The following is a 25,555-nucleotide window of genomic DNA, read 5'->3' as shown; positions in this document are numbered from 1 at the left end:
AATCTGCCGCGTCGCCGTAGCAACGAAAGACGCGCATTCTACACAGAGAAAAACAAGCCGTCAAACAATTTTCAAAAATAATTAACCTTGAAAACGAAGCCACGCTTACTCTGGCAGACGATAACAACTTATTGTTTTTTATCGACTTTCCCCCGCCGCAAAGCAGCGAGAGAGGCGAATTATACAGGCCAAGAAACGCCAGTCAATACAAAAATAGGAACTTTTACCCAGAATTACTCACAAAACCAAAATTTCCCTAATAAATCCATGTGTTGGAAAAAACAGGTCGATACACGCTGCCGCTCCAGCAAACCCCGTATTACGCAACGACCCAGCCCCTGGGATAGCAATGCACACCATGCTAGACTGCCGCAGTTAAAATAGCAGGGCAGGACCACGCATCATGCACCAGCACCCCGGCAGCCAACACACCTCATCCTTATTGCATCGCCACAGCCCGCTCTACCACCTAAAAAAACATCCGGGAGCCGCCGCCGTATTTGGAGCCTTGGCCCTATTCAGTATGGTGGCTGCATTTGGCCTACAACCCCCCTCGCTAAGCAGCACCGAGCTTATCCCCCGCCCAGTTGTAGAAGACCTTGCGCTTGCACTCGCCCACCCTTTGGATTTGGGCAACCAAGCCTATCTAAGAGAAGAAAAGGTACAAAAGGGCGACAGCCTAGCCAACCTGCTCAACAGACTTGGCGTCAACGATGCATCAGCCCTGGATTACATCAAGCGAACCCCTGCCGCACACCCCATCTTTCGCCAACTAGCCCCCGGCAAGTTAGTCACGGCCAGCACCAGTGACACCGGAGAATTGCTACTCCTCAGTTTCCCACTGAACAATCGCGCAGAGAACTTGCTGATCGAAAGACACGGCAATACCTTCAGAACAAGAGAAGCGCCCCTGGCTCTTCAATCCCAACTAGAAATGAAATCAGGCGAAATTCGTAGCTCGCTGTATGGAGCGACGGATGATGCAGGGATTCCTGACGCCGTAGCCAACCAATTGGCGGAGATTTTTGGTGCAGATATCGACTTCCACAGAGACTTGCGCAAGGGAGACCGCTTCACCCTGATCTACGAAATGTACCGCCACCAAGGCCAAAGCATTCGTAGCGGACGAATTCTTGCTGCAGAACTTGTAAATGCAGGAAAAGTCTTCCGTGCCGTTTATTTTGAAGACCCGAAGACCAGCATCAAGGGAAGCTACTACACACCGGAAGGCAAGAGTTTACGCAAGGCCTTCCTCCGCTCCCCACTTGAGTTCTCACGGATCACGTCTGGATTCACCAATGCCAGACTCCACCCAATTCTCCAACAATGGCGAGCGCACAAGGGTGTCGACTACGGCGCGCCAACGGGAACCAAAGTACGCGCCACCGGGGAGGGTACCGTGGAGTTTATCGGACGCCAAGGCGGATATGGGAATCTGATCATCCTCCGCCATCAAGGTCGCTACTCCACCGCATATGGACACCTGAGCAGCTTCACCCCCCAGCTGCGTAAAGGCTCTCGGGTCAGCCAGGGCGAGCATATCGGCAACGTCGGCGCCACCGGCTGGGCAACCGGCCCCCACCTACACTATGAATTTCGCATTGGCGGCGAACAAGTTAATCCCTTAGCAGTCCAGTTGCCTGGTGCACCGTCACTTGGAACTGCGCAACTGTTGCAGTTTCGTCAGAAGACCCAGGATCTTCTGGCCCAGCTGGAAATGCTGAAACAAAGCGACATGGTTGCCTTTCAGGAGTAAGCCCCCCTCACAACCCCAACAAAAAAGCCCCGCAGATGCGAGGCTTTTTTGAGAGCACAGACTGAAGCGCACTATACGGAAAACGAGGAACCGCAGCCGCAGGTAGAGGAGGCGTTTGGATTCTTGATCACAAACTGGGAACCCTCCAACCCCTCGGAGTAGTCGATCTCGGCACCGACTAGATACTGAAAGCTCATCGGATCAATCAGAAGGGTCACACCATTCTTGTCCAGCACGGTATCGTCCTCGTTTGCCACTTCGTCAAACGTGAAGCCGTACTGGAAACCAGAGCAGCCACCACCGGTCACAAAAACCCGCAGCTTGAGCTCAGCATTACCCTCTTCTTCAATCAACTCCCGAACTTTGCTGGCAGCACTATCAGTAAAAACTAAGGGCAGACCATCAGCAACTGCATTCATAACGCACTCCTAAACTAAAAACTTGAATCCTATTAGTACCGCCGTCAGTTACTTGAAGCTGCCAATTTAAGCTCGACAGTCTTCGCATTAGACTGATGAATCAGCCTTCCCTGAACCACAGCACCTTGCTGCATCTCCAGGCTGTTGTACTCCACGTCACCTGTGACCTTGGCACACGGCTGAAGTTCAAGGGTTTCGGTTGCATGCACCGGACCAATCACTGTCCCATTGATCACCACGTGCGCAACATTTATCACCCCTTCAATACGCGCATGCTCACTAACAACTAGGGTCGACGGCTGATCTTGGGCGGCCTCGACATTTCCCTTTATTTCACCATCAATGCGCAGGCCACCACTGAACTGAACATTACCTTCCAAGCGAGTACCAGCACCAATAAGACTATCAATACGGTTCTGGGGCTTGCTAGCACCATTCTTCTTGCCACCAAACATGGAGCCTCCTCACTTAGGTATCAAAGCGACAGGGACTGCTTGGCACGCACGGAACCGTCCTGCACCAGACGCGCCTCTACCCCCTTAAGAACAGTACCTTTGGGGATAGAAAAATAACCTTCAGTCCGAAGGAACCGCTTGATTTCCAAACGGAACTTCCCCGCCGCCGAGTCCCCCTCGGCGGGAAGAATCATCATAACATCTTTGCCCGCCTGCTGCACTTTGAGGTGGAACTGGAGAAGCCCTCGGAACTCCTTGGAACGAGCCCCCGACTCCATCGCAATCAATAGCCGGTATCGATAGCGCCCCTCTTCGCCTTCTGGCTCCACCCTCAACCGGCTAATCTTCAAACCATCCTCTGATGCCCCAACCCCAGGCACGATGCTTTCGAAGAAAGCCAAATCCTCTTTCAGACTGGCATTTTCCTGCTCAAGCTGAGCAACCTGGCGCAGAAGGCGCTCTTTTGCGGAACGCTCAATCTGAACACTGCTTTCCCCCGCCGCCGAGGACTGACGCAGCACAGCCAACTCAGTCTCCAGAGCCTCAGTTCGGGTCCGCAGAGACGATATCTCCCGATCGGACTCCCGGCTATGAAATCCTGCGAAGCGCCGCCCCACGTCATACACCCAGGCCGCAGCAGCCAAAGACAAGGATAGCACCGCCACAACCAACAAAAGCCGCCAGTACCAGGAAACATGAGTACGAACAGCCACTTTAGGCGCGCTTATCCCAAACCGCTGCCGCAGACGCTTACGAATCAATGATGTCGCCAACACGGCCATGGGTTCCCAACCAACGGATTATCACCGCGCACCGCGGTGGATGAAGACAAATCCAGCGACAATCCTTTAAACCAACACGCTGGACAGTGTCGAGCCATCTTAAACGCCCCAATCTTTACCAACAAGCCCGGATCAAGCAAAAAAAAAGCCGCCCAAGAGGCGGCTCTTTTTCACAGCGTTGATTAACGCTTGGAGAACTGCTTGCGGCGACGAGCCTTGTGGAAACCGACTTTCTTACGCTCAACTTCGCGGGCATCACGAGTCACGAACCCAGCCTTAGACAGAGCAGATTTCAGAGCAGCATCATAAGCAATCAACGCACGGGTGATGCCATGACGAACGGCACCGGCCTGACCAGATTCACCACCGCCAGTAACATTGACCTTGATATCGAAGCCAGCGACCTGCTCAACCAACTCCAGGGGCTGACGCACGATCATGCGGCCGGTTTCACGGGAGAAGAATTGGTCAACCGGCTTGCCATTAACAACGATGTTGCCGGAACCGCGCTTCATGAAGACGCGAGCAACAGCGCTCTTGCGGCGACCGGTGCCATAAAAATAGTTTTCAGCCATGACAGTACCTTAGATATCCAGGGTTTTGGGCTGCTGAGCGCTATGGGGGTGTTCAGCACCAGCGTAGCACTTCATCTTCTTCAGCATGGCGTAGCCGAGCGGGCCCTTGGGCAGCATGCCCTTAACAGCCTTTTCCAGCACACGAGCGGGGAAACGCTGCTGCAGCTTGGTGAAGTTAGTTTCATAGATACCACCGGGGTAACCGCTATGCCGGTAATACTTCTTGTCCTCGGCCTTGTTACCGGTGACACGAAGCTTCTCAACATTGGTCACGACGATGAAGTCGCCGGTATCAACGTGAGGGGTATAAATTGCCTTGTGCTTACCACGCAGCCGGCGAGCGATTTCAGTGGCGAGGCGGCCGAGCACCTTGTCTGTGGCGTCCACCACATACCACTCGCGCTTCACCTCATGGGGTTTAGCGGAAAAAGTTTTCATCTGGGCCGTCCTTAGCCTAATCACAGAAAGCCGCGGATTATATGGGGGCAGAACACCCCGTGTCAATGCCTTCTTGGCAGACAACACAATCCAGCGCCAACAAAAAAAGCGCGACTCCAAGGAGTCGCGCTAAATCCACACCAAAGGAGGAGGGTGGAGGAGACAAACTGCAAGCATGAGCCGCACCAAAACCTACGCACAACTCACACTCAAGTTGGGTTAATTATCACTAAAGGCAAGGTCGAAATCAAGTAATTTTTTGTGCGATGCACCAGTATTTTTTTAATTTGTCGATAATGTTTATGTATGAAACACAACACAATGTTTTAAATGAGCAAATACAATTTATCAGAAATTGATTCACCAATTCGTAATTTCATAACCACCTCAGAAGCAAGCCAACACCCCTTGCATTTGTGCGGCGCAGCAATGCGCACTACTCCCGGCCATCTGATAGAGCCCTTAGAATGCGCCCTTCCAATAAATGGAGGGGTCTCATCGTGGAATGCAAAGTTAAATGGGTTGATGGAATGGCTTTTCTGGCGGAAACAGGCAGCAACCATACTGTGATGATGGACGGCGCCCCGGAAGCAGGAGGTCGCAACCTGGCTCCCCGCCCGATGGAGCTATTGCTGGCAGGCACAGGAGGATGTACTGCCTTTGATGTTGTCCTGATCCTGAAAAAAGGACGTCATGAAGTTAGCGACTGCGAAGTAACGCTCCATGCCGAGCGCGCCGCCACAGACCCCAAAGTCTTCACGAAAATTCATTTCGCCTTCAAGGTCACCGGGAAAAATCTCAAGCAAGCCGCAGTGGAACGGGCTATCGAACTATCCAAGGAGAAGTACTGCTCCGCCTCAATCATGCTGGGCAAAACAGCCACCATCACGCACGAACTTGAAGTGGTCGAAGCATAGAATGCTTGCCCCAGGCCTACCGGGCCTGGGGCATACCTCATAGATAGTAGGCAACCCCCGTCATCACTTTTGACGACAACTTCATCGCGAGCCTGACTGGACCGGGCAAGTCCACTCCTCCGAGACTAACAGCCGTCTGAGCATGGCTCATCTCATCAAATTTCATCTGGCTCACAATGCTCCTGGAACGCTGATCAGCCAGGGGCAAGCGCCGTAAATGGCTATCGAGATGGCGTTCGACCTGGCGTTCCGTTTCAGCCAGAAACCCAAGATTCCACGAATCACCGGCCTTTCCCGCCACGACCCCCAGCGCCAGCGACCCCGCATACCACAGCGGATTCAAAAGACTTTTACGTCCGCCCAACTCCTGAATTCGTCTTTCGGTCCACGCAAGGTGCTCCGTTTCTTCCCAGGCCGCATGCTCCAGCGCCCGCTTGATCACCACATCCTTCGATGTCAGTGCCTGCCCCTGATACAAGGCCTGGGCGCATATCTCACCACAGTGATTGACCCGCATCAGCGCCGCGGCGTGACGCTTCTCCTCCGGAGACAATTCAGGCATCGGCACATCAGATCCTGGAACAGAGCGGCGAGTCGGCGCAGGGGCGAATACGGCTCGAAGCGCCTTATCAAACTCGACAATCAAACGATCAACACACATTCAGCAGTCCTCAGCCCCAAACTAGCGGGGCGCATCCGGATGCCCACCAGCCTTCAATGCTGCCACCCCCTCCTGGGCCGTTCGGATCGCCACACCCCCAGGACAAAAATACTCCCGGGAAAGCGCGGCATGGTGCCGGTTCACCATCTTGTTCTCCACAAGCCCCCATTGGTTGGAGCGAGCCTTTGACCAACTCCCATCCGGGCGGCCAAAAGCGTAGAGACGACGCTCCCGGGTATCACATCTCAAACCTTCATAACTGACGTTCCGAGCCCCCCCTTGGGCCACGACAACGAGAACATAGCGCACCACCCCATCAGACCCCACTGAAATGGTGGCTCCATCAACGCTGAACACTCCCTGGGCAGTGGGACTGACATAAAAGGGAATCAGAGTCTCTTCCCGGGGCGCGGGCGGCAACTGAGTCTCGACCTCCTGCCAAGGCTTCTTGTCGAACTCGTCATCAAAGTCATAGACCGTCCCCTGAGGAGGGAAAAGAATGGCCGGCAAATCCGCCAAGACCTGCTGACTGAGACACAGCCCGAGGGCAGCCAGCAAACTGCACAGTTTGGAATATTTCACGAACACTGCCTGTCACGTTAACAAGGACGGGGAACCGTCACTTAACCAGAAAGCCGCTATACCTCCGGCTGGGAAATCACAGCCTCGATTTCCGCAAAGGTACGCGCCACTTCGGTGGTATGCAAAGGAATGCCCAACTGGCGCGCGACTTGGGAGGCCGAGAACACCCCCCGAACCATCTGCCGCCCACCCAGGGGATCGAAATCCACCACGAGAGCATGCTGACGCCCTGAGTATTTGAGCGTTTCGACGACATTTCCCACATCTGCGCGCAGGACGTCCCCGATATGCAGCACCTCGATTTCATCCCGAGGCGTCATGATATCCGCCACTCGGACATCCTCATGCCGCACGCCCCGATTGCGCACGACCTGGAGCGGTCGCTCCCCTAGGATATCCCGGGCGGTCACCAGCCCGACGACATCCCCTCGGGCGTCGACAACCAGCAAGGAACGAACCCCCCGCACAATCATGGCCTGGTTGGCCACATCAATGTGGGTGGATGCCTCAATAGTGGCTGCAGCCACCAGCTTGAGATCAGTCATGACTTCAAGCGCCGGGGAATCGACCCGGACCGGCTGGGGGGAAAAATAGGTGGGTTGATGATAACCGGCCCCATCGGCCAGACGGGTTATTGGAAGCGGCTTGTACTCGGTTTTCGCGACCATTGCTATCTCCTTGACTAGAGGACGACGGACCACACCTGCGAAACCAAAGAAAACCTAATTCCCAATCTCCAACGGGCGCCGAATGCGGCCGGGAGCCCGCCCACGATCGGCGTCAATATAACGGACCAGTTCGTTCAGCGCCTGCTGATAAACGCCACGCTTGAACTCGATCACTGCATCCAACGGAATCCAGTAATCGTTCCAGCGCCACGCATCAAATTCAGGGTGACTGGTTGCCCGGAGGCACACATCGCTGTCGCGGCCCACAAGGCGCAACAGAAACCAGATCTGTTTCTGCCCCTTGTAGCTGCCACGCCATTCGCGCTTGATCCATTGCGTCGGCACGTCATAACGCAGCCAATCCTTGGTTCGACCGAGGATGCGCACGTGTTCGGGCTTTAACCCGACCTCCTCGTGCAACTCCCTGAACATGGCCTGCTCCGGCGTTTCGCCGCGCTTGATGCCACCTTGGGGGAACTGCCAGGAATGCTCACGAATACGCTTGCCCCAGAAAACCTCGTTTTTTGCGTTACAAAGAATGATGCCGACGTTCGGGCGATAGCCTTCACGGTCGAGCATGGAAAACCTGCATCAAATATTGGGTTGAAAGCATTCTTTCACAATTCCACATACTTGGAAAGGAAGGCCATCGGCCGGAAACAAGCCAATACCCGGCATCCCATGACGGTCCGTCGTCTTGTAGAATTAGATTTTTAGCCCGTCAAAAGATTCAATCCCATGCGTACCTCCCAATTTTTCATTTCCACCCTCAAGGAAGCTCCCTCCGACGCGGAAGTGATCAGCCACAAGCTGATGCTTCGTGCCGGCCTCATCAAGCGCCTGGCAGGCGGCATTTATACCTGGATGCCCCTGGGCCTGAAGGTACTGCGCAAGGTAGAAAAGGTGGTGCGTGAAGAAATGGATCGTGCCGGCGCCATTGAACTGTTGATGCCGGCAGTGGTGCCCGCCGAGTTGTGGCAGGAAACCGGCCGCTGGGAAAAGTACGGACCGGAACTGCTGCGCTTCAAGGACCGTCACCAGCGGGACTTCGTCATCGGCCCCACCCACGAGGAAGTGATCACCGACGTGGTGCGCAAGGAAATCAAGAGCTACCGCCAGCTGCCCGTCTATTTCTATCAGGTGCAGAGCAAGTTCCGCGACGAGATCCGCCCCCGTTTCGGCGTCATGCGCGGCCGCGAATTCCTGATGAAGGATGGCTACTCCTTCCACACCTCCTTCGCCGATCTGGAGCGGGAATACAAGCACATGTACGACACCTACTGTCGTATCTTCACCCGCCTAGGCCTGCAGTTCCGCGCCGTGGCCGCGGACACCGGCTCCATCGGCGGCACCGGCTCCCATGAATTCCATGTGCTGGCCGACTCCGGCGAAGACGCCATCGCCTTCTGCCCGGACTCCGACTACGCCGCCAACGTGGAACTGGCCGAAGCCCTGCCCCCTGCCGCTGCCCGTGCTGCGGCCAGCCAAGCCATGACCAAGGTCGCCACCCCGGGCAAGACCCAGTGCGCCGATGTGGCCGCCTTCCTTGGCGCCAGCGCCGCCCAGACGGTCAAGGCCGTGGCAGTGATGCGCACCGAAGGTGGCTTTGCCCTGCTGCTGCTGCGCGGCGACCATGAATTGAACGAGATCAAGGCCGAAAAGATCATCGGCGAATTCCGCTTCGCCAAGGACGACGAAATCGTCGCCGCCCTCGGCTGCAAGCCCGGCTACATCGGCCCGGTGGGCATCAAGGCGGACATCCCCGTGATTGCCGACCGCACGGTGGCGGCCATGGCGGATTTCATCTGCGGCGCCAACGAGGCCGAGCATCACCTCACCGGCGTCAACTTCGGCCGCGACCTGCCCGAACCTGGCCAGGTGGCGGACATTCGCAACGTCGTCGAAGGCGACCCCTCCCCGGATGGCAAGGGCCAGCTGGGCCTGTGCCGCGGCATCGAAGTGGGCCACATCTTCCAGTTGCGCACCCGTTACTCTGAAGCCCTCAACTGCAAGTACCTGGACGAAAACGGCAAGGAACAGATCATGGAGATGGGCTGCTACGGCATCGGCGTCTCCCGCATCGTCGGCGCCGCCATCGAGCAGGGCAACGACGACAAGGGCATCGTCTTCCCGGCCGCCATCGCCCCCTTCGAAGTGGCCATCGTGCCCATGGGCTACCACAAGAGCGAGGCCGTCAAGGCGGCTGCCGACCAGCTCCTGGCCGACCTCAAGGCAGCCGGCATCGACGTGCTGCTGGACGACCGCAACGAGCGCCCCGGCTCCATGTTTGCCGACATGGAACTGATCGGCATCCCCCACCGCATCGTCGTGGGCGAACGGGGCCTGGCCGAAGGCAAGCTGGAGTACAAGGGCCGCCGCGATGCGGAAGCCCAGATGGTGGACGCCGCCGGCATCGTTACCCTGCTGCAAGGGAAGCTGTGCGCCGCCTAAAGGCACTGCTGCTGTCCGGCTGCCTGTGCCTGCCCCTGGCGGCGCAGGCAGGGGCTCAGAAGTATGAGCCCCTGTCGGCCAGCGTCCAGGCTGCCTTGTCCAAGTCGGTCGCCGACCAGAAGCCGCCCCAGAGCTCGTTCAAAGACCCGATTGCGGCGGCCAACTGGCTGACGGAAATGTCCCACCGGCTGGAAAAGCGCATCCCCAATCAGGAAAGCCGCCTCGAGCTCCTGCGCTCGGTGCACTACGAAGCCACCCGGGCCGGGCTCGACCCCCAGCTGGTGCTGGGCCTGATCCAGGTGGAGAGCGGCTTCAAGAAATATGCCGTCTCTTCAGCCGGCGCCCGGGGGCTGATGCAGGTGATGCCCTTCTGGGTCAAGCTGATCGGCGATCCCAGCCACAACCTCTTCAACCTCCGCACCAATCTTCGTTATGGCTGCACCATCCTGCGCCATTACCTGGACATCGAGCGGGGCGACCTGTACCGGGCCCTGGGCCGCTACAACGGCAGCCTGGGCCAGCCCGAGTACCCCAACCTGGTGAAGGGCGCCTGGCATGGGCGCTGGCTCTACAACGAGCAGGTGGCCCTGCATTAGGGCGCACCAACGGCAATTGAATAGAGAACCACGTATCTGATTTGCCGTCTCCGAGAGAGCGAACCGCCCTCGCCGAAGGGAATGGGTTCGCGCTGCTGGCGGCCATAAATAGCATTAACCCAGAAGGCAGCAGGGACGGGCATGCCAGCTGTCCCATGCCGGAGAAGGCCGCCCTTACTGCCTCTCAGCCATGGTAACTTTCACCCCGCAAGAGGAGCGGATTGGCGGCAAACACCCAGGGCCGGTCAAGCAGGCAGTTCCAATAAAAAAAAGCCCCGGCACACGGGGCTTTTTTTATTGCCGCAAGGGATGCGAAAGATCAGCGCATGCCCGGCATCATGCCCTTCATGCCCCGCATCAGCTTGGACAGGCCGCCCTTGGCGAAGGACTTCATCATCTTCTGGGTCTGCTCGAACTGATTGAGGAGGCGATTGACTTCCTGCACCTGCACCCCGGCACCGGTCGCGATGCGGCGCTTGCGGCTGGCCTTGATCAGCTCCGGCTTAGCCCGCTCCGCCGGTGTCATGGAATTGATGATGCCCTCAATGCGACGCACCGCCTTGTCTTCCGCACCGCCCTGCAGCTGGCCGGCGGCCTGGGCGAACTGGGCCGGCAGCTTGTCCATCAGGGCCGCCATGCCCCCCATGTTGCGCATCTGGGCGATCTGGTCCTTGAAATCGTTGAGATCGAAGCCCTTGCCCGACTTGAGCTTCTTGGCCATGGCCAGGGCCTTTTCCTCATCGACCCCCTTGCGCGCCTCTTCCACCAGGGAAAGGATGTCGCCCATGCCCAGCACCCGGGACGCCATGCGCTCGGGGTGGAAGGCCTCCAGGCCGCTCAGCTTCTCGCCGACGCCGACGAACTTGACCGGTTTGCCGGTCACATGGCGCACAGAGAGGGCGGCACCGCCCCGGGCGTCACCGTCCAGCTTGGTCAGCACCACACCGGTCAGGGGCAGGGCCTCATTGAAGGAGCGGGCAGTATTGACGGCATCCTGGCCCAGCATGGCGTCGACCACGAACAGGGTTTCCACCGGCTTGATCGCCGCATGCAGCTGCTTGATCTCGGCCATCATGGCTTCGTCGATGGCCAAGCGGCCGGCCGTATCGACCAGCAACACGTCGTGGTAATGCTTGCGGGCCCAGTCGATGGCGGCCAGAGCGATGGCTTCCGGCTTTTCCTCGGTGCTGGAGGGGAAGAAATCGACGCCGGCCTGGGCCGCCACCGTTTTCAACTGCTCGATGGCGGCAGGGCGGTAGACGTCGCAGGAAACCACCAGCACCTTCTTCTTCTGGGTTTCCTTGAGCAGCTTGGCCAGCTTGCCCACCGTCGTGGTCTTGCCGGCACCTTGCAAACCGGCCATGAGGATGACGGCGGGCGGCTGGGTCGCCAGATTGAGGGCGGCATTGGCACCGCCCATCAACTGGGTCATTTCCTTGTGCACCACACCGATCAGGGCCTGGCCCGGGGTCAGGGAGCCAATGACCTCCTCGCCAAGGGCCTTCTCCTTCACGGCGGCAATGAAGTCCTTGATCACCGGCAGCGCCACGTCCGCCTCCAGCAAGGCGAGGCGGACCTCGCGCAGGGCGTCGGAAATATTGGATTCCGTCAGACGGGCTTCACCCCGGAGGGTCTTCATGACACCGGCGAGGCGTTGAGTCAGATTATCGAGCATGGGCAGGAGGTGAGCTTAAGAGGTTGCTTGGTGTAAACTGCGGGAATGCCGTCCATTTTACTGCACTTCCTGCCCCACTACCTGGCCAGCGCCCTTTATGCCCTGCTGGGTTTCCATTTCTGGCGCACCCGCTGGGCGGAAACTGACAAGCCCATGGTCACGGCGCCGATGCAACCCTGGGAGCGCTGGGCCATTCTCGGCACCATGCTGATCCAGGGCATCGGCCTTTACGACGGCCTCTTCGGCACGGGAGAAATGCGCTTCTCCTTCAGCTTCGCCCTCTCCCTGATGTTGTGGCTGGCCGTCTTCATCTACTGGATGGAAAGCTTCAAGGCCCGCATGGAAGGCCTGCAGCCCATGGTGTTGCCGCTGGCCGCCGCCTGCGCCATCCTGCCGCCCCTCTTCCCCTCGGCTCACGTCCTGCCCCATGCCGATTCGGTCGGCTTCAAGCTGCATTTCATGGCAGCCATGCTGGCTTACAGCCTGTTCACCCTGTCGGCCCTGCACGCAGTCTTCATGGGGTTCGCCGAACGCAAGCTGCATCAGCGCTCCCTCACCAAGAGCCTGACCAGCCTGCCGCCTTTGATGACCATGGAAGCCCTGCTGTTCCGCATGATCATTGTCGGCTTCATCCTGCTGACCGCCGCCCTCGGTTCCGGCGTACTGTTCTCCGAAGCCCTCTTCGGCAAGGCCATGGCGCTGGACCACAAGACGGTCTTCGCCTTCATCTCCTGGGGCATATTCGCCGCCCTCCTTGCCGGCCGCCATGCCTACGGCTGGCGCGGCCGCACTGCCCTGCGCTGGACCATGGCCGGCTTCCTGGTGCTCCTGATGGCCTACGTCGGCAGCCGCTTCGTGGTGGAAGTGCTGCTGAACCGCCTCTGACGTAGCTGCAATGGCCGGGCACTGCCTCGGCCGGCGAGGCATCGCACCCTCCTCAGCTAGGCGCCCCCTTGAGAGTACTGGCAGGCGATGGGCGCATACCGGCAACCAAGCAATTGCGTTGCCGAGTGTGAAAGTGTGAAAACACTTCGACTTTGCCACCCAAGCAACTGATCCGTCACAACTTTACAAAAAGACCCGCGGCGGGCATCATCAGCCCGATAACGACGGCATAGCTACCGCCCCACTTCAGTCCAACCCACGCAGATGCAGGAGTCATGGCAGCTACTTTTCAGGTTCCCCTAAGTGGTCTTGCGCGCGCCATGGTCCAGGCTGGACGCCTCAAAGAGGCCGAAGCCGAAGCCTTCATGGCCCAAGCCAGCGAAAAGGGCACGACATTCATTGAGCAGGTGATCGCCGGCAAGCGGGCCAGCGCCAGGGAAATAGCCGTATTCGCAGGAGAAACATTCGGCTACCCGGTCCTTGATCTGAGCGCTTTCGATGAAGCCAACATTCCGGCCAGCGCCATTGACCGGAAGCTCATCGCCACCCACCGCGTCATACCGCTGAACAAGCGCGGCAACCGGCTCTCGGTAGCGATAGCTGACCCAACAAATTTGCGGGCCTTGGACGAAATTCGCTTCCAGACAGGCTTGGCAGTGGACTCCGTCGTTGTCGAAGAGCCCAAACTGGCACCGCTGGTCGTCAAATATTCGGAATCGGCAGAAGAAAACCTCAAGAATCTCACCAATGAGGACTTGAACCTCGAATTTGCGGAAGAAGAAGATCAGGCCAAGGCCGATGAAGCCGTTTCCCTGGATGTGGATGACGCACCGGTCGTCAAGTTCATTCAGAAAATACTGCTGGATGCGATCAACGATGGCGCTTCCGACATCCACTTCGAGCCGTATGAAAAGTTTTACCGCATCCGCTATCGCATCGACGGCGAGTTGCGAGAGGTTGCCAATCCGCCCCTGGCAATCAAGGAAAAGGTGGCTTCCCGCATCAAGGTCATTTCCCGGATGGACATTTCCGAGAAGCGGGTCCCGCAAGACGGCCGGATGAAGCTGGTCCTTTCCAAAACCAGAGCCATCGACTTCCGGGTCAGCACGCTACCAACGCTGCATGGCGAAAAGATCGTCATGCGTATTCTGGATCCGTCCTCCGCCACGCTGGGCATCGAAGCGCTGGGCTACGAGCCGGAACAGAAGGAAGCCCTGCTCAACGCCATCCACCGTCCTTATGGCATGGTTCTGGTAACCGGCCCGACCGGCTCCGGTAAAACCGTATCCTTGTACACCTGCCTCAACATCCTGAACAAGCCTGGCATCAACATCTCCACCGCGGAAGACCCGGCAGAAATCAACCTGGCCGGCATCAACCAGGTAAACGTCAACGACAAGGCAGGTCTGACCTTTTCCGCCGCCCTCAAGTCCTTCCTGCGGCAGGATCCGGACATCATCATGGTGGGTGAAATCCGCGACCTGGACACTGCCGAAATCGCAATCAAGGCAGCCCAGACCGGCCACATGGTGCTATCCACCTTGCACACCAACGATGCCCCGACGACACTGGAGCGCCTGAAGAACATGGGCGTCCCCACCTTCAACATTGCCTCGTCCGTCATCCTGATCACCGCCCAGCGGCTGGCCCGCCGTCTGTGCAACTGCAAGGTCCCGCTCCACGTCCCCACCGAAACCCTTCTGAATGCAGGCTTTACCGAAGCAGAACTGGATGGCAGTTGGACACTCTATGGCCCCAACCCGGAAGGATGCGAGCGCTGCAAGGGAGGTGGTTTCAAGGGCCGGGTAGGCATTTACCAGGTGATGCCGGTTTCCGAGGAAATTCAGCGCATCATCATGGCCAATGGCAACTCCATGGATATTGCTGCCCAGGCCAAAAAGGAAGGGGTCAAGGACTTGCGTCAGTCCGGCCTGTTGAAAGTAAAGCAGGGAGTCACCTCCCTGGACGAAGTGCTGTCTACGACAAACGCCTGATAACCATTCAGAAAGAGGCCCCCCATGGCCACTGCCGGCAAAAACACACAAAACACCAAGCGTGCCGACCCAAGCATCAAGGAGTTCGTCTTTGTTTGGGAAGGCAAGGACAAGACCGGGAAAATCATCCGGGGGGAATTGCGCGCCACCAGCGAAACGGTGGTCCAGGCAACCCTGCGGCGCCAAGGCGTGCTGGTTACCAAGGTATCCAAGCAGCGTTTCAAGAGTGGCGGCAAGATCACCGACAAGGACATCACCCTGTTCACCCGGCAGTTGGCCACCATGATGAAATCTGGGGTGCCGCTACTCCAGGCCTTCGACATCGTTGGCAAAGGCCACTCAAACCCCGCTGTCGGGAAACTGCTGCTGGATATCAAGGCTGATGTCGAAACGGGTAGCGCTCTGAACCAAGCTTTCCGCAAGTACCCACTTTACTTCGACAGCCTGTTCTGCAACTTGATCGGCGCCGGCGAGCAGGCCGGCATCCTCGATACACTCCTTGATCGGCTCGCCATCTACAAGGAAAAAATCCTAGCCGTCAAAAGCAAGATCAAGTCAGCCCTGTTCTATCCAATTGCCGTCATTGTCGTAGCTTTCTGCATTACGGCTGTGATCATGATTTTTGTAATTCCTGCGTTCAAAGAGGTTTTCAAATCGTTTGGTGCGGACCTTCCTGCCCCGACACTGGTCGTAATAGCGATTTCTGACTTCTTCGTTGCCTATTGGTATTTGATCTTCGGCATATTGGGAGGAGGTATCTATTCCTTCCTGGAGTCGTGGAAGCGCTCCGAGGCCGTTCAGATTGCCATGGACAAGGCATTGCTGAGGATGCCGATTTTCGGCCCCCTCATACGGAAATCGGTTATCGCCAGATGGACGAGAACCCTGGCAACCATGTTTGCCGCCGGCGTTCCTCTGGTTGAGGCATTGGACTCAGTGGGCGGAGCCTCAGGCAACCACGTTTACAAAATGGCAACGCGTCAGATCCAAAGCGAAGTCAGTACCGGCACCAGCCTGACCAACTCAATGCAGAATGTGAACCTGTTCCCCAATATGGTGATCCAGATGGTTGCCATCGGTGAGGAATCTGGAGCCCTCGACTCAATGCTGTCCAAGGTTGCGGACTTCTTTGAAGCCGAAGTAGACGATTCTGTTGCGGCCCTCTCCAGCCTGATGGAGCCAATCATCATGGTCATATTGGGGGTTCTCATCGGCGGCATGGTGGTGGCGATGTACCTGCCGATCTTCAAAATGGGCTCCGTGGTCTAAGTATGGAATTTTTACTACTGGAAAGTCCCGCCCTTGCCTCTGCTGTGGCCGGAATCCTGGGCCTCCTGGTCGGCAGCTTCCTCAACGTCGTCATCCACCGCCTGCCACGGATGATGGAGCGGGACTGGCACCTGCAGTGCGCCGAACTGCGGGGGGAAACGGCACCGGAAAAAGAACGGCTGAGCCTCGCGGCCCCGGCCTCCCGCTGCCCCCATTGCGGCCACGCCATCCGGGCCTGGGAGAACATCCCGGTACTCAGCTTCCTGCTCCTCAAAGGCCGCTGTTCCGGTTGCCAGGCCCCGATTTCCCTGCGCTACCCGTTGGTGGAGGCCTTCACGGGCCTGCTCTCCGCCTTCACGGTATGGCACTTCGGCCCGACCCTGGCAGCGGCTGCCGCCCTGTTGCTGCTGTGGGCCATGGTGGCCCTGACCGGCATCGACTTCGACACCCAGCTGCTGCCGGACTCCATCACCCTGCCCCTGGTCTGGCTCGGCCTGCTGTTCAACATCTCCGGCACCTTCACCGACATCAGTTCCGCCGTCATCGGCGCCATGGTCGGCTACCTGTCCCTGTGGAGCGTCTACTGGCTGTTCAAGCTGGCCACCGGCAAGGAAGGCATGGGCTACGGCGACTTCAAGCTGCTGGCGGCCATCGGCGCCTGGCTCGGCTGGCAGATGCTGCCCCTGACCATCCTGCTCTCCTCCCTGGTCGGTGCCGTCGTCGGCGTGGCCCTGATCGTGCTGGCCCGCCGGGGCCGCAACGTGCCCATTCCCTTCGGTCCCTATCTGGCTGCTGCAGGCCTGCTGGCCCTGTACTGGGGCCAGGAACTGACCCAGTCCTACCTGCGGCTGCTCTAGCCGCTTGAATTCTCCGGGTTTCACCCCCATTTTCCCAGCCGGGGCCTGCATAAGGCCGGCCCCGGTTCGGGTATAATTTCGCTTTTCCGGAGTTCCTCATGCCGATTTACGAATACCGTTGCCCCGCCTGCGGCCATCAGCAGGACCACATGCAGAAGATGAGCGACGCCCCCCTGACCGCCTGTCCCCAGTGCGGCAAGGACGGCTACGCCAAGCAGATTTCTGCCGCCGGCTTCCAGCTCAAGGGTTCCGGCTGGTACGCCACCGACTTCAAGGGCGGTAGCGGCGCCTCCCCGGCCAGCAGCAAGAAGGCCGACAACCCGCCGCCCTGCCAGGGCGGCGACGGAGCATGCGCGTGCGCGGGCAGCTGATCAAACGCTATTTCATCACCGGGCTGCTGATCTGGGTGCCCCTGGCCATCACGGCCTGGGTGCTGAACCTGATCATCGGCACCATGGATCAGTCGCTGCGGCTGCTGCCGGAGGCGATCCATCCGCGCAACCTGTTCGGCTTCGACATTCCGGGGGCCGGCGCCATCCTCACCCTGCTGATCATCCTCGTCACCGGGGTGGCGGCGGCCAACTTCATCGGCGAAAAGCTGGTGCGCTGGTGGGAAAAGCTGCTGGCCCGCATCCCGGTGGTCAATTCGGTCTATAACAGCGTCAAGCAGGTTTCCGACACCCTCTTCTCCCAGAGCGGCCAGGCTTTCCGCAAGGCCCTCCTGGTGCAATACCCGCGCCAGGGTTCCTGGACCATCGCCTTCCTCACCGGCCAGCCCGGCGGCGACGTGGTCAATCACCTGGTGGGAGACTACGTCAGCGTCTATGTGCCGACCACGCCCAACCCCACTTCCGGCTTTTTCCTGATGCTGCCGCGCAGCGACACCATCGAACTGGAAATGAGCGTGGACGAGGCCCTCAAGTACATCATTTCCATGGGCGTCGTCGCACCGCCGGCCCGGCACCTGCCGCCGCCCCAGCCCCATCACTGAACCACAAGAATCAACCCTTCTGGAATCACCATGCGTACTCATTATTGCGGACAACTCAATTCCGGCCTGAACGGCCAGGAAGTCACCCTTTGCGGCTGGGCTCACCGGCGGCGCGACCACGGCGGCGTCATCTTCATCGACCTGCGGGACCGGGAAGGCCTGGCCCAGGTGGTGTGCGACCCGGACCGTGCCGACATGTTCAAGGTGGCCGAGTCCGTGCGCAACGAGTTCGTGCTGAAGATCACCGGCAAGGTCCGCCCCCGCCCCGAAGGCACCGTGAACCCCAACATGGCCAGCGGCGAGATCGAAATCCTCTGCCATGAAATCGAAGTGCTCAACGCCGCGGTGACGCCCCCGTTCCAGCTGGACGACGACAACCTGTCCGAGAACGTGCGCCTGACCAACCGGGTCATCGACCTGCGCCGGCCCCAGATGCAGAAGAACATGATGCTGCGCTACAAGACGGCCATGGCCTTCCGCCGCTTCCTCGACGGCCAGGGCTTCATCGACATCGAAACCCCCATGCTCACCAAGAGCACCCCGGAAGGCGCCCGCGACTACCTGGTGCCCTCCCGCGTGCATCCGGGCCAGTTCTTCGCCCTGCCCCAGTCCCCCCAGCTGTTCAAGCAGATGCTGATGGTGGCCGGCTTCGACCGCTACTACCAGATCACCAAGTGCTTCCGCGACGAGGACCTGCGCGCCGACCGCCAGCCCGAATTCACCCAGGTCGATATCGAGACCTCCTTCCTCACCGAAGACCAGATCACCGCCATCATGGAAGAGATGGTGCGCTACGTCTTCAAGGAAGCCCTGGCCGTCGAACTGCCCGCCCCCTTCCCGCGCATGACTTACGCCGAAGCCATGAACCGTTTCGGCTCCGACAAGCCGGACCTGCGCGTCACCCTGGAACTGACCGAAGTCACCGACCTGGTGGCCGACGTGGCCTTCAAGGTCTTCTCCGGCCCGGCCACCAGCGGCGGCCGTGTCGCCGCCCTGCGCGTGCCCGGCGGTGCTGCTGGTGCCACCGCTCTGACCCGCGGCGAGATCGATGAATACACCAAGTTCGTCGGCATCTACGGCGCCAAGGGCCTGGCCTACATCAAGGTCAATGACGCCTCCCAGCCCAACGAGACCGGTCTGCAGTCCCCCATCGTCAAGAACCTGCACGAAGCTGCCCTCAAGGGCATTCTGGAGCGCACCGGCGCCCAGTCCGGCGACCTGATCTTCTTCGGCGCCGACAAGACCAAGGTGGTGAACGATGCTCTCGGCGCCCTGCGCGTCAAGCTCGGCCACGAGAAGGGCTACCTCAACGGCAAGGCCTGGGAACCCCTTTGGGTGGTGGATTTCCCCATGTTCGAGTACGACGAGGACGACAAGCGCTGGACCGCCTGTCACCACCCCTTCACCAGCCCTAAGGACGGCCACGAGGAATACCTCTTCACCGATCCGGGCAAGTGTCTGGCCAAGGCCTATGACCTGGCCCTCAACGGCTGGGAAATCGGCGGCGGCTCCGTGCGTATCCACAAGGCCGAAGTGCAGTCCAAGGTCTTCGAAGCCCTGGCCATCGGTGCGGAAGAACAGCAGCTCAAGTTCGGCTTCCTGCTCGACGCCCTCAAGTACGGCGCCCCGCCCCACGGCGGCCTGGCCTTCGGTCTGGACCGCATCGTCACCATGATGGCCGGCGCCGAATCCATCCGCGACGTCATCGCCTTCCCCAAGACCCAGCGCGCCCAGTGCCTGCTCACCGACGCTCCCTCCGACGTGGACGAGAAGCAGCTGAAGGAGCTGCACATCCGCCTGCGCCAGAAGGTGGAAGCCCAGGTCGAAGTCAGCAAGGGCTAAAGCAAGCCCACCGCCATGCGCCGCTCCCGCCTCCTGCCCTCCCTGCTGGCCGGCCTGGCCCTGCTGGGCGGGCTGCTGGCGGGGCCGGCCGCGGCCCGGGAACCCAATCCCGGCCCGGCTTTCGGCGATACCAGCGTCTCCGTCCAGGAGCTGCCGGCCGAGGCCCGCAGCACCCTCAACCTGATCCATCGCGGCGGCCCCTTCCCCTACCCCAAGGACGGCAGCACCTTCGGCAACTTCGAACGGCGCCTGCCCCTGCAGCCCCGGGGCTACTACCGCGAGTACACGGTGGACACCCCCGGCGCCCGCAACCGGGGGGCCCGCCGCCTCATCGCCGGCGGCCAGCCGCCGGTGGTCTTCTACTACACCGACGACCACTACCGCAGCTTCCGTCGTCTGCGGGACTGAACCATGACCGGCAAACCATCCCGCACTCCCGACTTTCCCACCTTGCTGGCCAAAGCAGACCTGGCCGGCCCCTTCCGCCTGCGCCCGGACCAGGCGCAGGTCGCCCTAGCCGCCGCCCGACAACTGGGCCTGAGCGTGGCCGAGATCGGCCTGGACGGCGACTTCCTCGCCGAGCTGGGACGGCAGTTGCAATTCCCCGAACACTACGGCGCCAATTTCGACGCCCTCTACGACTGCCTCACCGACCTGGCGGCCAGCCCGGGCCAGGGCTGCCTGCTGCTGTTCACCGGCGCCCCTGCCGCGGGCGCGGATGAAGATGACGAGGGCAGTCCGGTGGACACCCTCATCGCCGTGCTGCAGGCCGCCGGCGACGAATGGCGGGAACAGGGCCGCCCCCTGTGGGCACTCTTCGCCGTCCCCGGCCTGGCCCTGGATTCCCTGCCGGCGTGAGCGCCACCCCGGGCGAAACGCCCAAGCCCTACAAGCGGCCCGTTTCCGTACTGGTGCTGATCCACACTCCGGAGCGGCAGATTCTCCTGCTCGAGCGCGCCTCCCACCCGGGCTACTGGCAATCCGTCACCGGCAGCCAGGAGGGCGACGAGCCCCTGGACGCCACGGCCCGGCGCGAGGTGCTGGAGGAGACCGGCATCGACATCGCCGGCGAAGGTCTACCCCTGCGCAACTGGCAGCAGAGCCACGTCTTCGAGATTTTTCTCGAATGGCGCCATCGCTACGCCCCCGGCGTCACCCACAACACCGAACACGTCTATTCTCTGGAGCTGCCGGCGCCCCGGCCGGTGACCCTGGCACCGGGCGAACACCTGGACTACTGCTGGCTGCCCTGGCAGGAAGCTGCTGACAAGGTCTTCTCCTGGACCAACCGGGACGCCATTCTCCAGCTGGCCCAGCCCTAGAGGCCCAAGGGACGGCCATCCCAGGCCGCTACTGCCGCAGCGCCTCACCACGCCTTGCCCTGCCGGCACCCCGGCTCGTCATGCCCGTCCCTTTTTGATGCCGGCCCTGGCGCTGCTGGTGGCCTTCGTGCTTCCATTGGCCATCGTCATTGCCGCCTCATCTCCGCCATGCGCCGTCCCGCCCTGTTCTGCCTGCTGCTCCTCTGTTCCTCCCTGGTCCTGGCCCACGGCCATCCGGTGGCGGTGGCCGACGACCACCCGGAGGCGCCGCGCCTGAAGCTGTGCAACCGGGCCGAGGACGTAGCCCTGCAGGCCCTCGGCGACCGGGACAAGGGACGCCCCCTGCGCCCCCTGCCGGCCGAAGAGGCCCATGCCGCCTTTCTCCAGTCACTGGCGCGCCAGGTCTATGAGGAGCCCCAGATCCGCAGCCCCAAGTTCGCCCAGAGCCTGGCCCGGGGCCGCTGCAACGAGTACTGGGAGGCCCGCGGGGAGGGGCAGAACGCACGCCCTTGAAAAGTTTTTGCCATGCCCTATATAGGAAATAGAAGGTGCCGTATGGATATGGCATCCACCCTGAGTCCTTGAAGGAGATCATCATGAGCAATCACCTGACCCGCCTCAGCCAAGCCGGACTGGACCCGCTCGACGACCTGTTCCGGGGTTTCTTCGTGCGCCCGGTGGAGTTTTCCAACCAGACCCAGGCGCCCAGTATCAAGATGGACGTCAAGGAAGATGAAAAGGCCTATCTGGTACACGCCGAACTGCCGGGCGTGAAGAAGGAGGACATCCATGTCCATGTGGAAGGCAACACCGTGGCCATCAGCGCCGAGGTCAAGCAGGAAAAGGAAGTGAAGGAAGGCCAGCGCCTGCTGCGCTCCGAACGCTACTTCGGCAAGGTTTCCCGCTCCTTCCAGGTGGCCCAGGACATCGATGACGCCCAGGCTTCCGCCAGGTTCAACGACGGCGTGCTGGAACTGACCCTGCCCAAACGGGCAGCCGCCAGCAGCAAGCGCCTCACCATCGACTGAGCCTGCACCGCTCCCCAGACAGCCGGCAGCCACTGCCGGCTTTTTCTTTCCGCCCCCCGGCGGGTAGAATTCCCGGGTCTTTCATTCGGGAAACACCATGACCACCCCCACCCCCGCCCAGCAGGCCGCCATCCTGGCCGAAGCCCTGCCCTACATCAAGCGCTTCCACGGCCGCACCATCGTCGTCAAATACGGCGGCAACGCCATGACCGACGAGCACCTCAAGCAATGCTTCGCCCGGGACGTGGTGCTGCTGAAGCTGGTGGGCATGAACGTGGTGGTGGTCCATGGCGGCGGCCCCCAGATCGAGAACATGCTCGGCCGGGTCGGCAAGAAGGGCGAATTCATCCAGGGCATGCGCGTCACCGACGCCGAAACCATGGAAGTGGTGGAAATGGTCCTGGGCGGCCAGGTGAACAAGGACGTGGTCAATCTCATCAACCGCGCCGGCGGCAAGGCCGTGGGCCTCACCGGCAAGGATGGCGGCATGATCCGGGCCGAGAAGCTGCTGCTGCCGAACAAGGAAAACCCCGACGACCTGATCGACGTGGGCCAGGTGGGCGACATCGTGCAGATCGACCCCTCCCTCATCGGCAACCTGGAAGGCGCCGGCTTCATCCCGGTGATCGCCCCCATCGGGGTCGGCAAGGATGGCGAAACCTACAACATCAATGCCGACGTGGTGGCCGGCAAGGTGGCCGAGGTGCTCAAGGCCGAGAAGCTGGTGCTGCTGACCAACACCCCCGGGGTGCTGGACAAGGCCGGCCAGCTCATCACCGGCATCACCCCCAAGCAGATCGACGACATGGTGGAGGACGGCACCCTCTCCGGCGGCATGCTGCCCAAGATCAGCTCCGCCCTGGATGCCGCCCGCAACGGCGTGAAGAGCGTGCACATCATCGACGGCCGGGTGGAACATGCCCTGCTGCTGGAAATCCTCACCGACCACGGCGTCGGCACCATGATCAAGAGCCACTGATGGCCATGCCCCGGGGCTGGCGGCAGGGTGGCCAGCCGGTCTGGATCTTCGATCTGGACAACACCCTGCACAACGCCAGCCCCCACATCTTCCCCCACATCAACCGGGCCATGACCGCCTACATCCAGCACCACCTGGCCCTGGACGAGGCGGCCGCCCAGGCCCTGCGCCAGGACTACTGGCACCGCTACGGCGCCACCCTGCTGGGCCTGATCCGGCACCACGACATCGACCCCCACCATTTCCTGCGGGAAACCCACGACCTGGAGGTATTGCTACCCGGCATCGTCTTCCAGCGGGGGGTCAAGGCCATGCTGCAGCGCCTGCCGGGACGCAAGATCGTCTTCTCCAACGGCCCCCAGCACTACACCGAGGCCGTGCTCGAGGCCACCGGCATCGCCGACTGCTTCGCCGCCGCCTATTCGGTGGAGCGGGTGCGTTTCCGGCCCAAGCCCGAGAGCCACGGCTTTCGCCACCTGTTCCGGGCCGAGGGCCTGAATCCGCACCGCTGCATCATGGTGGAGGACAGCCTGCCGAATCTGGCCACGGCCAAACGGCTCGGCCTGAAGACCGTCTGGGTGAGCACTGACTCCGCCGCCAGACTGCGCCAGCCGGCCTATGTGGACGTCACCCTGCGCAACATCCTGGACCTGCCCCGGGCCCTGCGCCAGCTATAATTTCCCCACCAACAACAAGGGGGAGAAGCACCATGGCCAGCAAGCCCGGCGAACGCAAGCTGCAGATACTGCAAACCCTGGCGGCCATGCTGGAACAGCCCCAGGGCGAGAAAATCACCACGGCCGCCCTGGCCGCCCGCCTCGAATGCTCCGAGGCCGCCCTCTACCGTCACTTCGCCAGCAAGGCCCAGATGTTCGAGGGTCTCATCGAATTCATCGAGACCAGCCTGCTGGGCCTCATCAACCAGATCACGGCGGAAGAGGAAATGGGCCTGAAGCAGGTGGAACTGATCCTGCACCTGCTGCTGGGCTTTGCCCAGCGCAACCGGGGCATGACCCGGGTCCTCACCGGCGATGCCCTGGTGCACGAAAACGAGCGCCTGCAGGCCCGCATCAACCAGTTGCTGGAAAAGCTGGAGGCGGCCCTGCGGCAGTCCCTCAAGGTGGCGGCCACCCAGGAGGGCCTGAGCCCCGCCACCGACTTCGCTGCCCTGGCCAACCTGCTGCTGTGCCACGTCAGCGGCCGCTGGCAGCAATACACCAAGAGCGGCTTCAGCCGGGAGCCCCTGGCCCAATGGCCCCAGCAATGGCCCATGCTGTACGGGGCCTGCCTCAGCCAGGCAGCCTGACTTCCAATCGCCATGGACAATGAAAAAGGGCGCCGCGGCGCCCTTTTTCATTGGAGTAAGCGATCGCTTACTTGCGCAGCCACGCCGCCGCATCCAGGGCGAAGTAGGTGAGGATGCCGTCGGCGCCGGCCCGCTTGAAGGACAGCAGGGCCTCCAGGACGCAGGCTTCCTCGGCCAGCCAGCCGTTCTGGATGGCGGCCTTGAGCATGGCGTACTCGCCGCTCACCTGATAGGCGTAGGTCGGCACGCCGAACTGCTCCTTGACCCGGCGCACGATGTCCAGATAGGGCATGCCCGGCTTCACCATCACCATGTCGGCCCCCTCTTCCAGGTCCTGGGCCACTTCCCGCAGGGCCTCGTCCGTATTGGCCGGGTCCATCTGGTAGGTGTACTTGTTGCCCTTGCCCAGGTTGGCGGCGGAGCCGACGGCCTCCCGGAAGGGGCCGTAGAAGGCGGAGGCGTACTTGGCGGAATAGGCCAGGATGCGGGTGTAGATCAGCTTTTCCGCTTCCAGGGCCTGGCGGATGCTGCCGATGCGGCCATCCATCATGTCGGAGGGCGCCACCACGTCGGCGCCGGCCTGGGCGTGGCAGACGGCCTGCTTGATCAGCACCTCCACGGTCTCGTCGTTGAGCACGTAGCCGCTGGCGTCGATCAGCCCGTCCTGGCCATGGATGGTGTAGGGGTCCAGGGCCACATCGGTGATGACGCCCAGCTCCGGGAATTCCTTCTTCAGGGCCTGCACCACGGTGGGCACCAGGCCTTCCGGATTGTAGGCCTCGGCCGCATCCAGGCTCTTGCGGCTGCCGTCCACCACCGGGAACAGGGCCAGGGCGGGCACGCCCAGCTTGAGGGCGCGCTCGGCGGTATGCAGCAGCAGGTCCAGGCTCTGGCGGCAGACGCCGGGCATGGAGGCGACGGCTTCACTGCGCTGGCTGCCTTCGAGGACGAAAACGGGATAGATCAGGTCGTCCGCAGTGAGCACGGACTCACGCATCAGACGACGGGAGAAATCATCGCGGCGCATGCGCCGCATGCGGGTGGCGGAGAACTTTCCGGGGATGGTTTGGCTAGTCATGGCAGGCGGTTCTGAACCCAGTAAAAAAT

General features: G+C 60.7%; 30 protein-coding genes. 19 read left to right on the top strand and 11 right to left on the bottom strand.

Features of this window, described 5'->3' with window-relative positions; translation table 11 throughout:
- The first annotated feature begins 403 nt into the window (after positions 1-403).
- Positions 404-1,756 carry a M23 family metallopeptidase gene (locus AZSP09_RS15220; RefSeq protein ID WP_152090512.1) on the top strand — a complete coding sequence of 451 codons (1,353 nt, stop codon included), beginning with the start codon at positions 404-406 and terminating at the stop codon, positions 1,754-1,756.
- Positions 1,757-1,827: 71 nt separating this feature from the next.
- Here AZSP09_RS15220 and erpA read toward each other — a convergent pair whose 3' ends face one another.
- The 5 genes from erpA to rplM form a co-directional block, all read right to left on the bottom strand.
- Complete coding sequence (gene erpA / locus AZSP09_RS15215; protein ID WP_014236435.1) at positions 1,828-2,175, bottom strand: iron-sulfur cluster insertion protein ErpA; 348 nt, start codon at positions 2,173-2,175, stop codon at positions 1,828-1,830.
- A gap of 44 nt (positions 2,176-2,219) precedes the next feature.
- Positions 2,220-2,630 carry a bactofilin family protein gene (locus AZSP09_RS15210; protein ID WP_014236434.1) on the bottom strand — a complete coding sequence of 137 codons (411 nt, stop codon included), beginning with the start codon at positions 2,628-2,630 and terminating at the stop codon, positions 2,220-2,222.
- A gap of 20 nt (positions 2,631-2,650) precedes the next feature.
- Positions 2,651-3,151, bottom strand: coding sequence for a DUF6776 family protein (locus tag AZSP09_RS15205; protein ID WP_328590245.1), 501 nt, complete (start codon positions 3,149-3,151; stop codon positions 2,651-2,653).
- A 443-nt stretch (positions 3,152-3,594) separates the two neighbouring features.
- On the bottom strand, positions 3,595-3,987 hold the full coding sequence (rpsI, locus tag AZSP09_RS15200) for a 30S ribosomal protein S9 (RefSeq protein WP_014236432.1): 393 nt from the start codon (positions 3,985-3,987) through the stop codon (positions 3,595-3,597).
- 9 nt (positions 3,988-3,996) lie between these two features.
- Positions 3,997-4,425 (bottom strand): 50S ribosomal protein L13, encoded by a 429-nt coding sequence (gene rplM / locus AZSP09_RS15195; protein WP_014236431.1) that lies wholly within the window; start codon positions 4,423-4,425, stop codon positions 3,997-3,999.
- A 500-nt stretch (positions 4,426-4,925) separates the two neighbouring features.
- Between rplM and AZSP09_RS15190 the strand changes: the two genes are divergently transcribed.
- Positions 4,926-5,342 carry an OsmC family protein gene (locus tag AZSP09_RS15190; protein WP_130459322.1) on the top strand — a complete coding sequence of 139 codons (417 nt, stop codon included), beginning with the start codon at positions 4,926-4,928 and terminating at the stop codon, positions 5,340-5,342.
- Between the two features lie 37 nt (positions 5,343-5,379).
- Here the strand turns inward: AZSP09_RS15190 and coq7 are convergent, their stop codons facing one another.
- Genes coq7 through AZSP09_RS15170 form a run of 4 tightly spaced genes read right to left on the bottom strand, consistent with a single transcriptional unit; the run spans position 5,380 to position 7,832 of the window.
- The gene (gene coq7, locus AZSP09_RS15185; RefSeq protein ID WP_152090511.1) at positions 5,380-6,003 is read right to left on the bottom strand and encodes a 2-polyprenyl-3-methyl-6-methoxy-1,4-benzoquinone monooxygenase; all 624 of its coding nucleotides are present in this window, start codon (positions 6,001-6,003) and stop codon (positions 5,380-5,382) included.
- Between the two features lie 21 nt (positions 6,004-6,024).
- On the bottom strand, positions 6,025-6,585 hold the full coding sequence (locus tag AZSP09_RS15180; protein WP_232058806.1) for a CNP1-like family protein: 561 nt from the start codon (positions 6,583-6,585) through the stop codon (positions 6,025-6,027).
- Between the two features lie 56 nt (positions 6,586-6,641).
- Positions 6,642-7,253, bottom strand: coding sequence for a CBS domain-containing protein (locus AZSP09_RS15175; protein ID WP_014236427.1), 612 nt, complete (start codon positions 7,251-7,253; stop codon positions 6,642-6,644).
- Between the two features lie 54 nt (positions 7,254-7,307).
- Positions 7,308-7,832: an RNA pyrophosphohydrolase gene (locus tag AZSP09_RS15170; RefSeq protein WP_014236426.1), complete on the bottom strand. Its 525-nt coding sequence runs from the start codon at positions 7,830-7,832 to the stop codon at positions 7,308-7,310.
- A 159-nt stretch (positions 7,833-7,991) separates the two neighbouring features.
- Here AZSP09_RS15170 and AZSP09_RS15165 point away from each other — a divergent pair, with 159 nt between their 5' ends.
- Both AZSP09_RS15165 and AZSP09_RS15160 read left to right on the top strand, forming a co-directional pair.
- Entirely contained in the window at positions 7,992-9,704 is a 1,713-nt protein-coding gene (locus AZSP09_RS15165; protein WP_152090510.1) for a proline--tRNA ligase, read from the top strand.
- A complete protein-coding gene (locus tag AZSP09_RS15160; protein WP_130459324.1) occupies positions 9,692-10,300 on the top strand; it encodes a lytic transglycosylase domain-containing protein in 609 nt (202 codons plus the stop codon). The genes AZSP09_RS15165 and AZSP09_RS15160 overlap by 13 nt, the downstream gene beginning before the upstream one ends.
- A gap of 319 nt (positions 10,301-10,619) precedes the next feature.
- On the opposite strand, the gene ffh is transcribed toward AZSP09_RS15160, so the two are convergent.
- On the bottom strand, positions 10,620-11,975 hold the full coding sequence (gene ffh / locus AZSP09_RS15155; protein WP_152090509.1) for a signal recognition particle protein: 1,356 nt from the start codon (positions 11,973-11,975) through the stop codon (positions 10,620-10,622).
- 45 nt (positions 11,976-12,020) lie between these two features.
- Here ffh and AZSP09_RS15150 point away from each other — a divergent pair, with 45 nt between their 5' ends.
- From AZSP09_RS15150 to slmA, 15 genes are all read left to right on the top strand, one after another.
- Positions 12,021-12,860, top strand: coding sequence for a cytochrome C assembly family protein (locus AZSP09_RS15150; RefSeq protein WP_014236422.1), 840 nt, complete (start codon positions 12,021-12,023; stop codon positions 12,858-12,860).
- 275 nt (positions 12,861-13,135) lie between these two features.
- Entirely contained in the window at positions 13,136-14,854 is a 1,719-nt protein-coding gene (pilB, locus tag AZSP09_RS15145) for a type IV-A pilus assembly ATPase PilB (RefSeq protein WP_152090508.1), read from the top strand.
- A gap of 24 nt (positions 14,855-14,878) precedes the next feature.
- A complete protein-coding gene (locus AZSP09_RS15140) occupies positions 14,879-16,123 on the top strand; it encodes a type II secretion system F family protein (protein ID WP_014236420.1) in 1,245 nt (414 codons plus the stop codon).
- Positions 16,124-16,125: 2 nt separating this feature from the next.
- A complete protein-coding gene (locus tag AZSP09_RS15135) occupies positions 16,126-16,980 on the top strand; it encodes a prepilin peptidase (protein ID WP_130459326.1) in 855 nt (284 codons plus the stop codon).
- Between the two features lie 98 nt (positions 16,981-17,078).
- Positions 17,079-17,351 carry an FmdB family zinc ribbon protein gene (locus AZSP09_RS15130; RefSeq protein WP_130459327.1) on the top strand — a complete coding sequence of 91 codons (273 nt, stop codon included), beginning with the start codon at positions 17,079-17,081 and terminating at the stop codon, positions 17,349-17,351.
- The gene (locus AZSP09_RS15125; RefSeq protein ID WP_014236417.1) at positions 17,330-17,971 is read left to right on the top strand and encodes a DUF502 domain-containing protein; all 642 of its coding nucleotides are present in this window, start codon (positions 17,330-17,332) and stop codon (positions 17,969-17,971) included. Before AZSP09_RS15130 ends, AZSP09_RS15125 begins: the two co-directional genes overlap by 22 nt.
- A 30-nt stretch (positions 17,972-18,001) precedes the next feature.
- Entirely contained in the window at positions 18,002-19,813 is a 1,812-nt protein-coding gene (gene aspS / locus AZSP09_RS15120) for an aspartate--tRNA ligase (protein ID WP_152090507.1), read from the top strand.
- A gap of 15 nt (positions 19,814-19,828) precedes the next feature.
- A complete protein-coding gene (locus AZSP09_RS15115; protein ID WP_152090506.1) occupies positions 19,829-20,221 on the top strand; it encodes a ribonuclease domain-containing protein in 393 nt (130 codons plus the stop codon).
- A 3-nt stretch (positions 20,222-20,224) separates the two neighbouring features.
- A complete protein-coding gene (locus AZSP09_RS15110; RefSeq protein WP_152090505.1) occupies positions 20,225-20,671 on the top strand; it encodes a barstar family protein in 447 nt (148 codons plus the stop codon).
- Positions 20,668-21,135, top strand: coding sequence for a dihydroneopterin triphosphate diphosphatase (nudB, locus tag AZSP09_RS15105; RefSeq protein ID WP_152090504.1), 468 nt, complete (start codon positions 20,668-20,670; stop codon positions 21,133-21,135). The genes AZSP09_RS15110 and nudB overlap by 4 nt, the downstream gene beginning before the upstream one ends.
- A gap of 168 nt (positions 21,136-21,303) precedes the next feature.
- Positions 21,304-21,648, top strand: coding sequence for a hypothetical protein (locus tag AZSP09_RS15100; RefSeq protein WP_152090503.1), 345 nt, complete (start codon positions 21,304-21,306; stop codon positions 21,646-21,648).
- Positions 21,649-21,731: 83 nt separating this feature from the next.
- Positions 21,732-22,163: an Hsp20/alpha crystallin family protein gene (locus AZSP09_RS15095; protein ID WP_014236411.1), complete on the top strand. Its 432-nt coding sequence runs from the start codon at positions 21,732-21,734 to the stop codon at positions 22,161-22,163.
- A gap of 97 nt (positions 22,164-22,260) precedes the next feature.
- Positions 22,261-23,142: an acetylglutamate kinase gene (gene argB, locus AZSP09_RS15090; protein WP_152090502.1), complete on the top strand. Its 882-nt coding sequence runs from the start codon at positions 22,261-22,263 to the stop codon at positions 23,140-23,142.
- Positions 23,142-23,819, top strand: a complete 678-nt coding sequence (locus AZSP09_RS15085) for a pyrimidine 5'-nucleotidase (protein ID WP_152090501.1) — start codon at positions 23,142-23,144, stop codon at positions 23,817-23,819. Before argB ends, AZSP09_RS15085 begins: the two co-directional genes overlap by 1 nt.
- 32 nt (positions 23,820-23,851) lie before the next feature.
- Positions 23,852-24,448, top strand: coding sequence for a nucleoid occlusion factor SlmA (slmA, locus tag AZSP09_RS15080; RefSeq protein WP_152090500.1), 597 nt, complete (start codon positions 23,852-23,854; stop codon positions 24,446-24,448).
- Between the two features lie 67 nt (positions 24,449-24,515).
- On the opposite strand, the gene hemB is transcribed toward slmA, so the two are convergent.
- Positions 24,516-25,526 carry a porphobilinogen synthase gene (gene hemB, locus AZSP09_RS15075; protein WP_172974776.1) on the bottom strand — a complete coding sequence of 337 codons (1,011 nt, stop codon included), beginning with the start codon at positions 25,524-25,526 and terminating at the stop codon, positions 24,516-24,518.
- Between the last annotated feature and the right edge of the window lie 29 nt (positions 25,527-25,555).

The sequence above is a fragment of the Azospira sp. I09 genome, assembly GCF_009177135.1.
GTDB lineage: Bacteria > Pseudomonadota > Gammaproteobacteria > Burkholderiales > Rhodocyclaceae > Azospira > Azospira oryzae.
The sequence above is the reverse complement of the archived record's forward strand: the minus strand, read 5'-3'. Positions and strand labels throughout refer to the sequence as shown.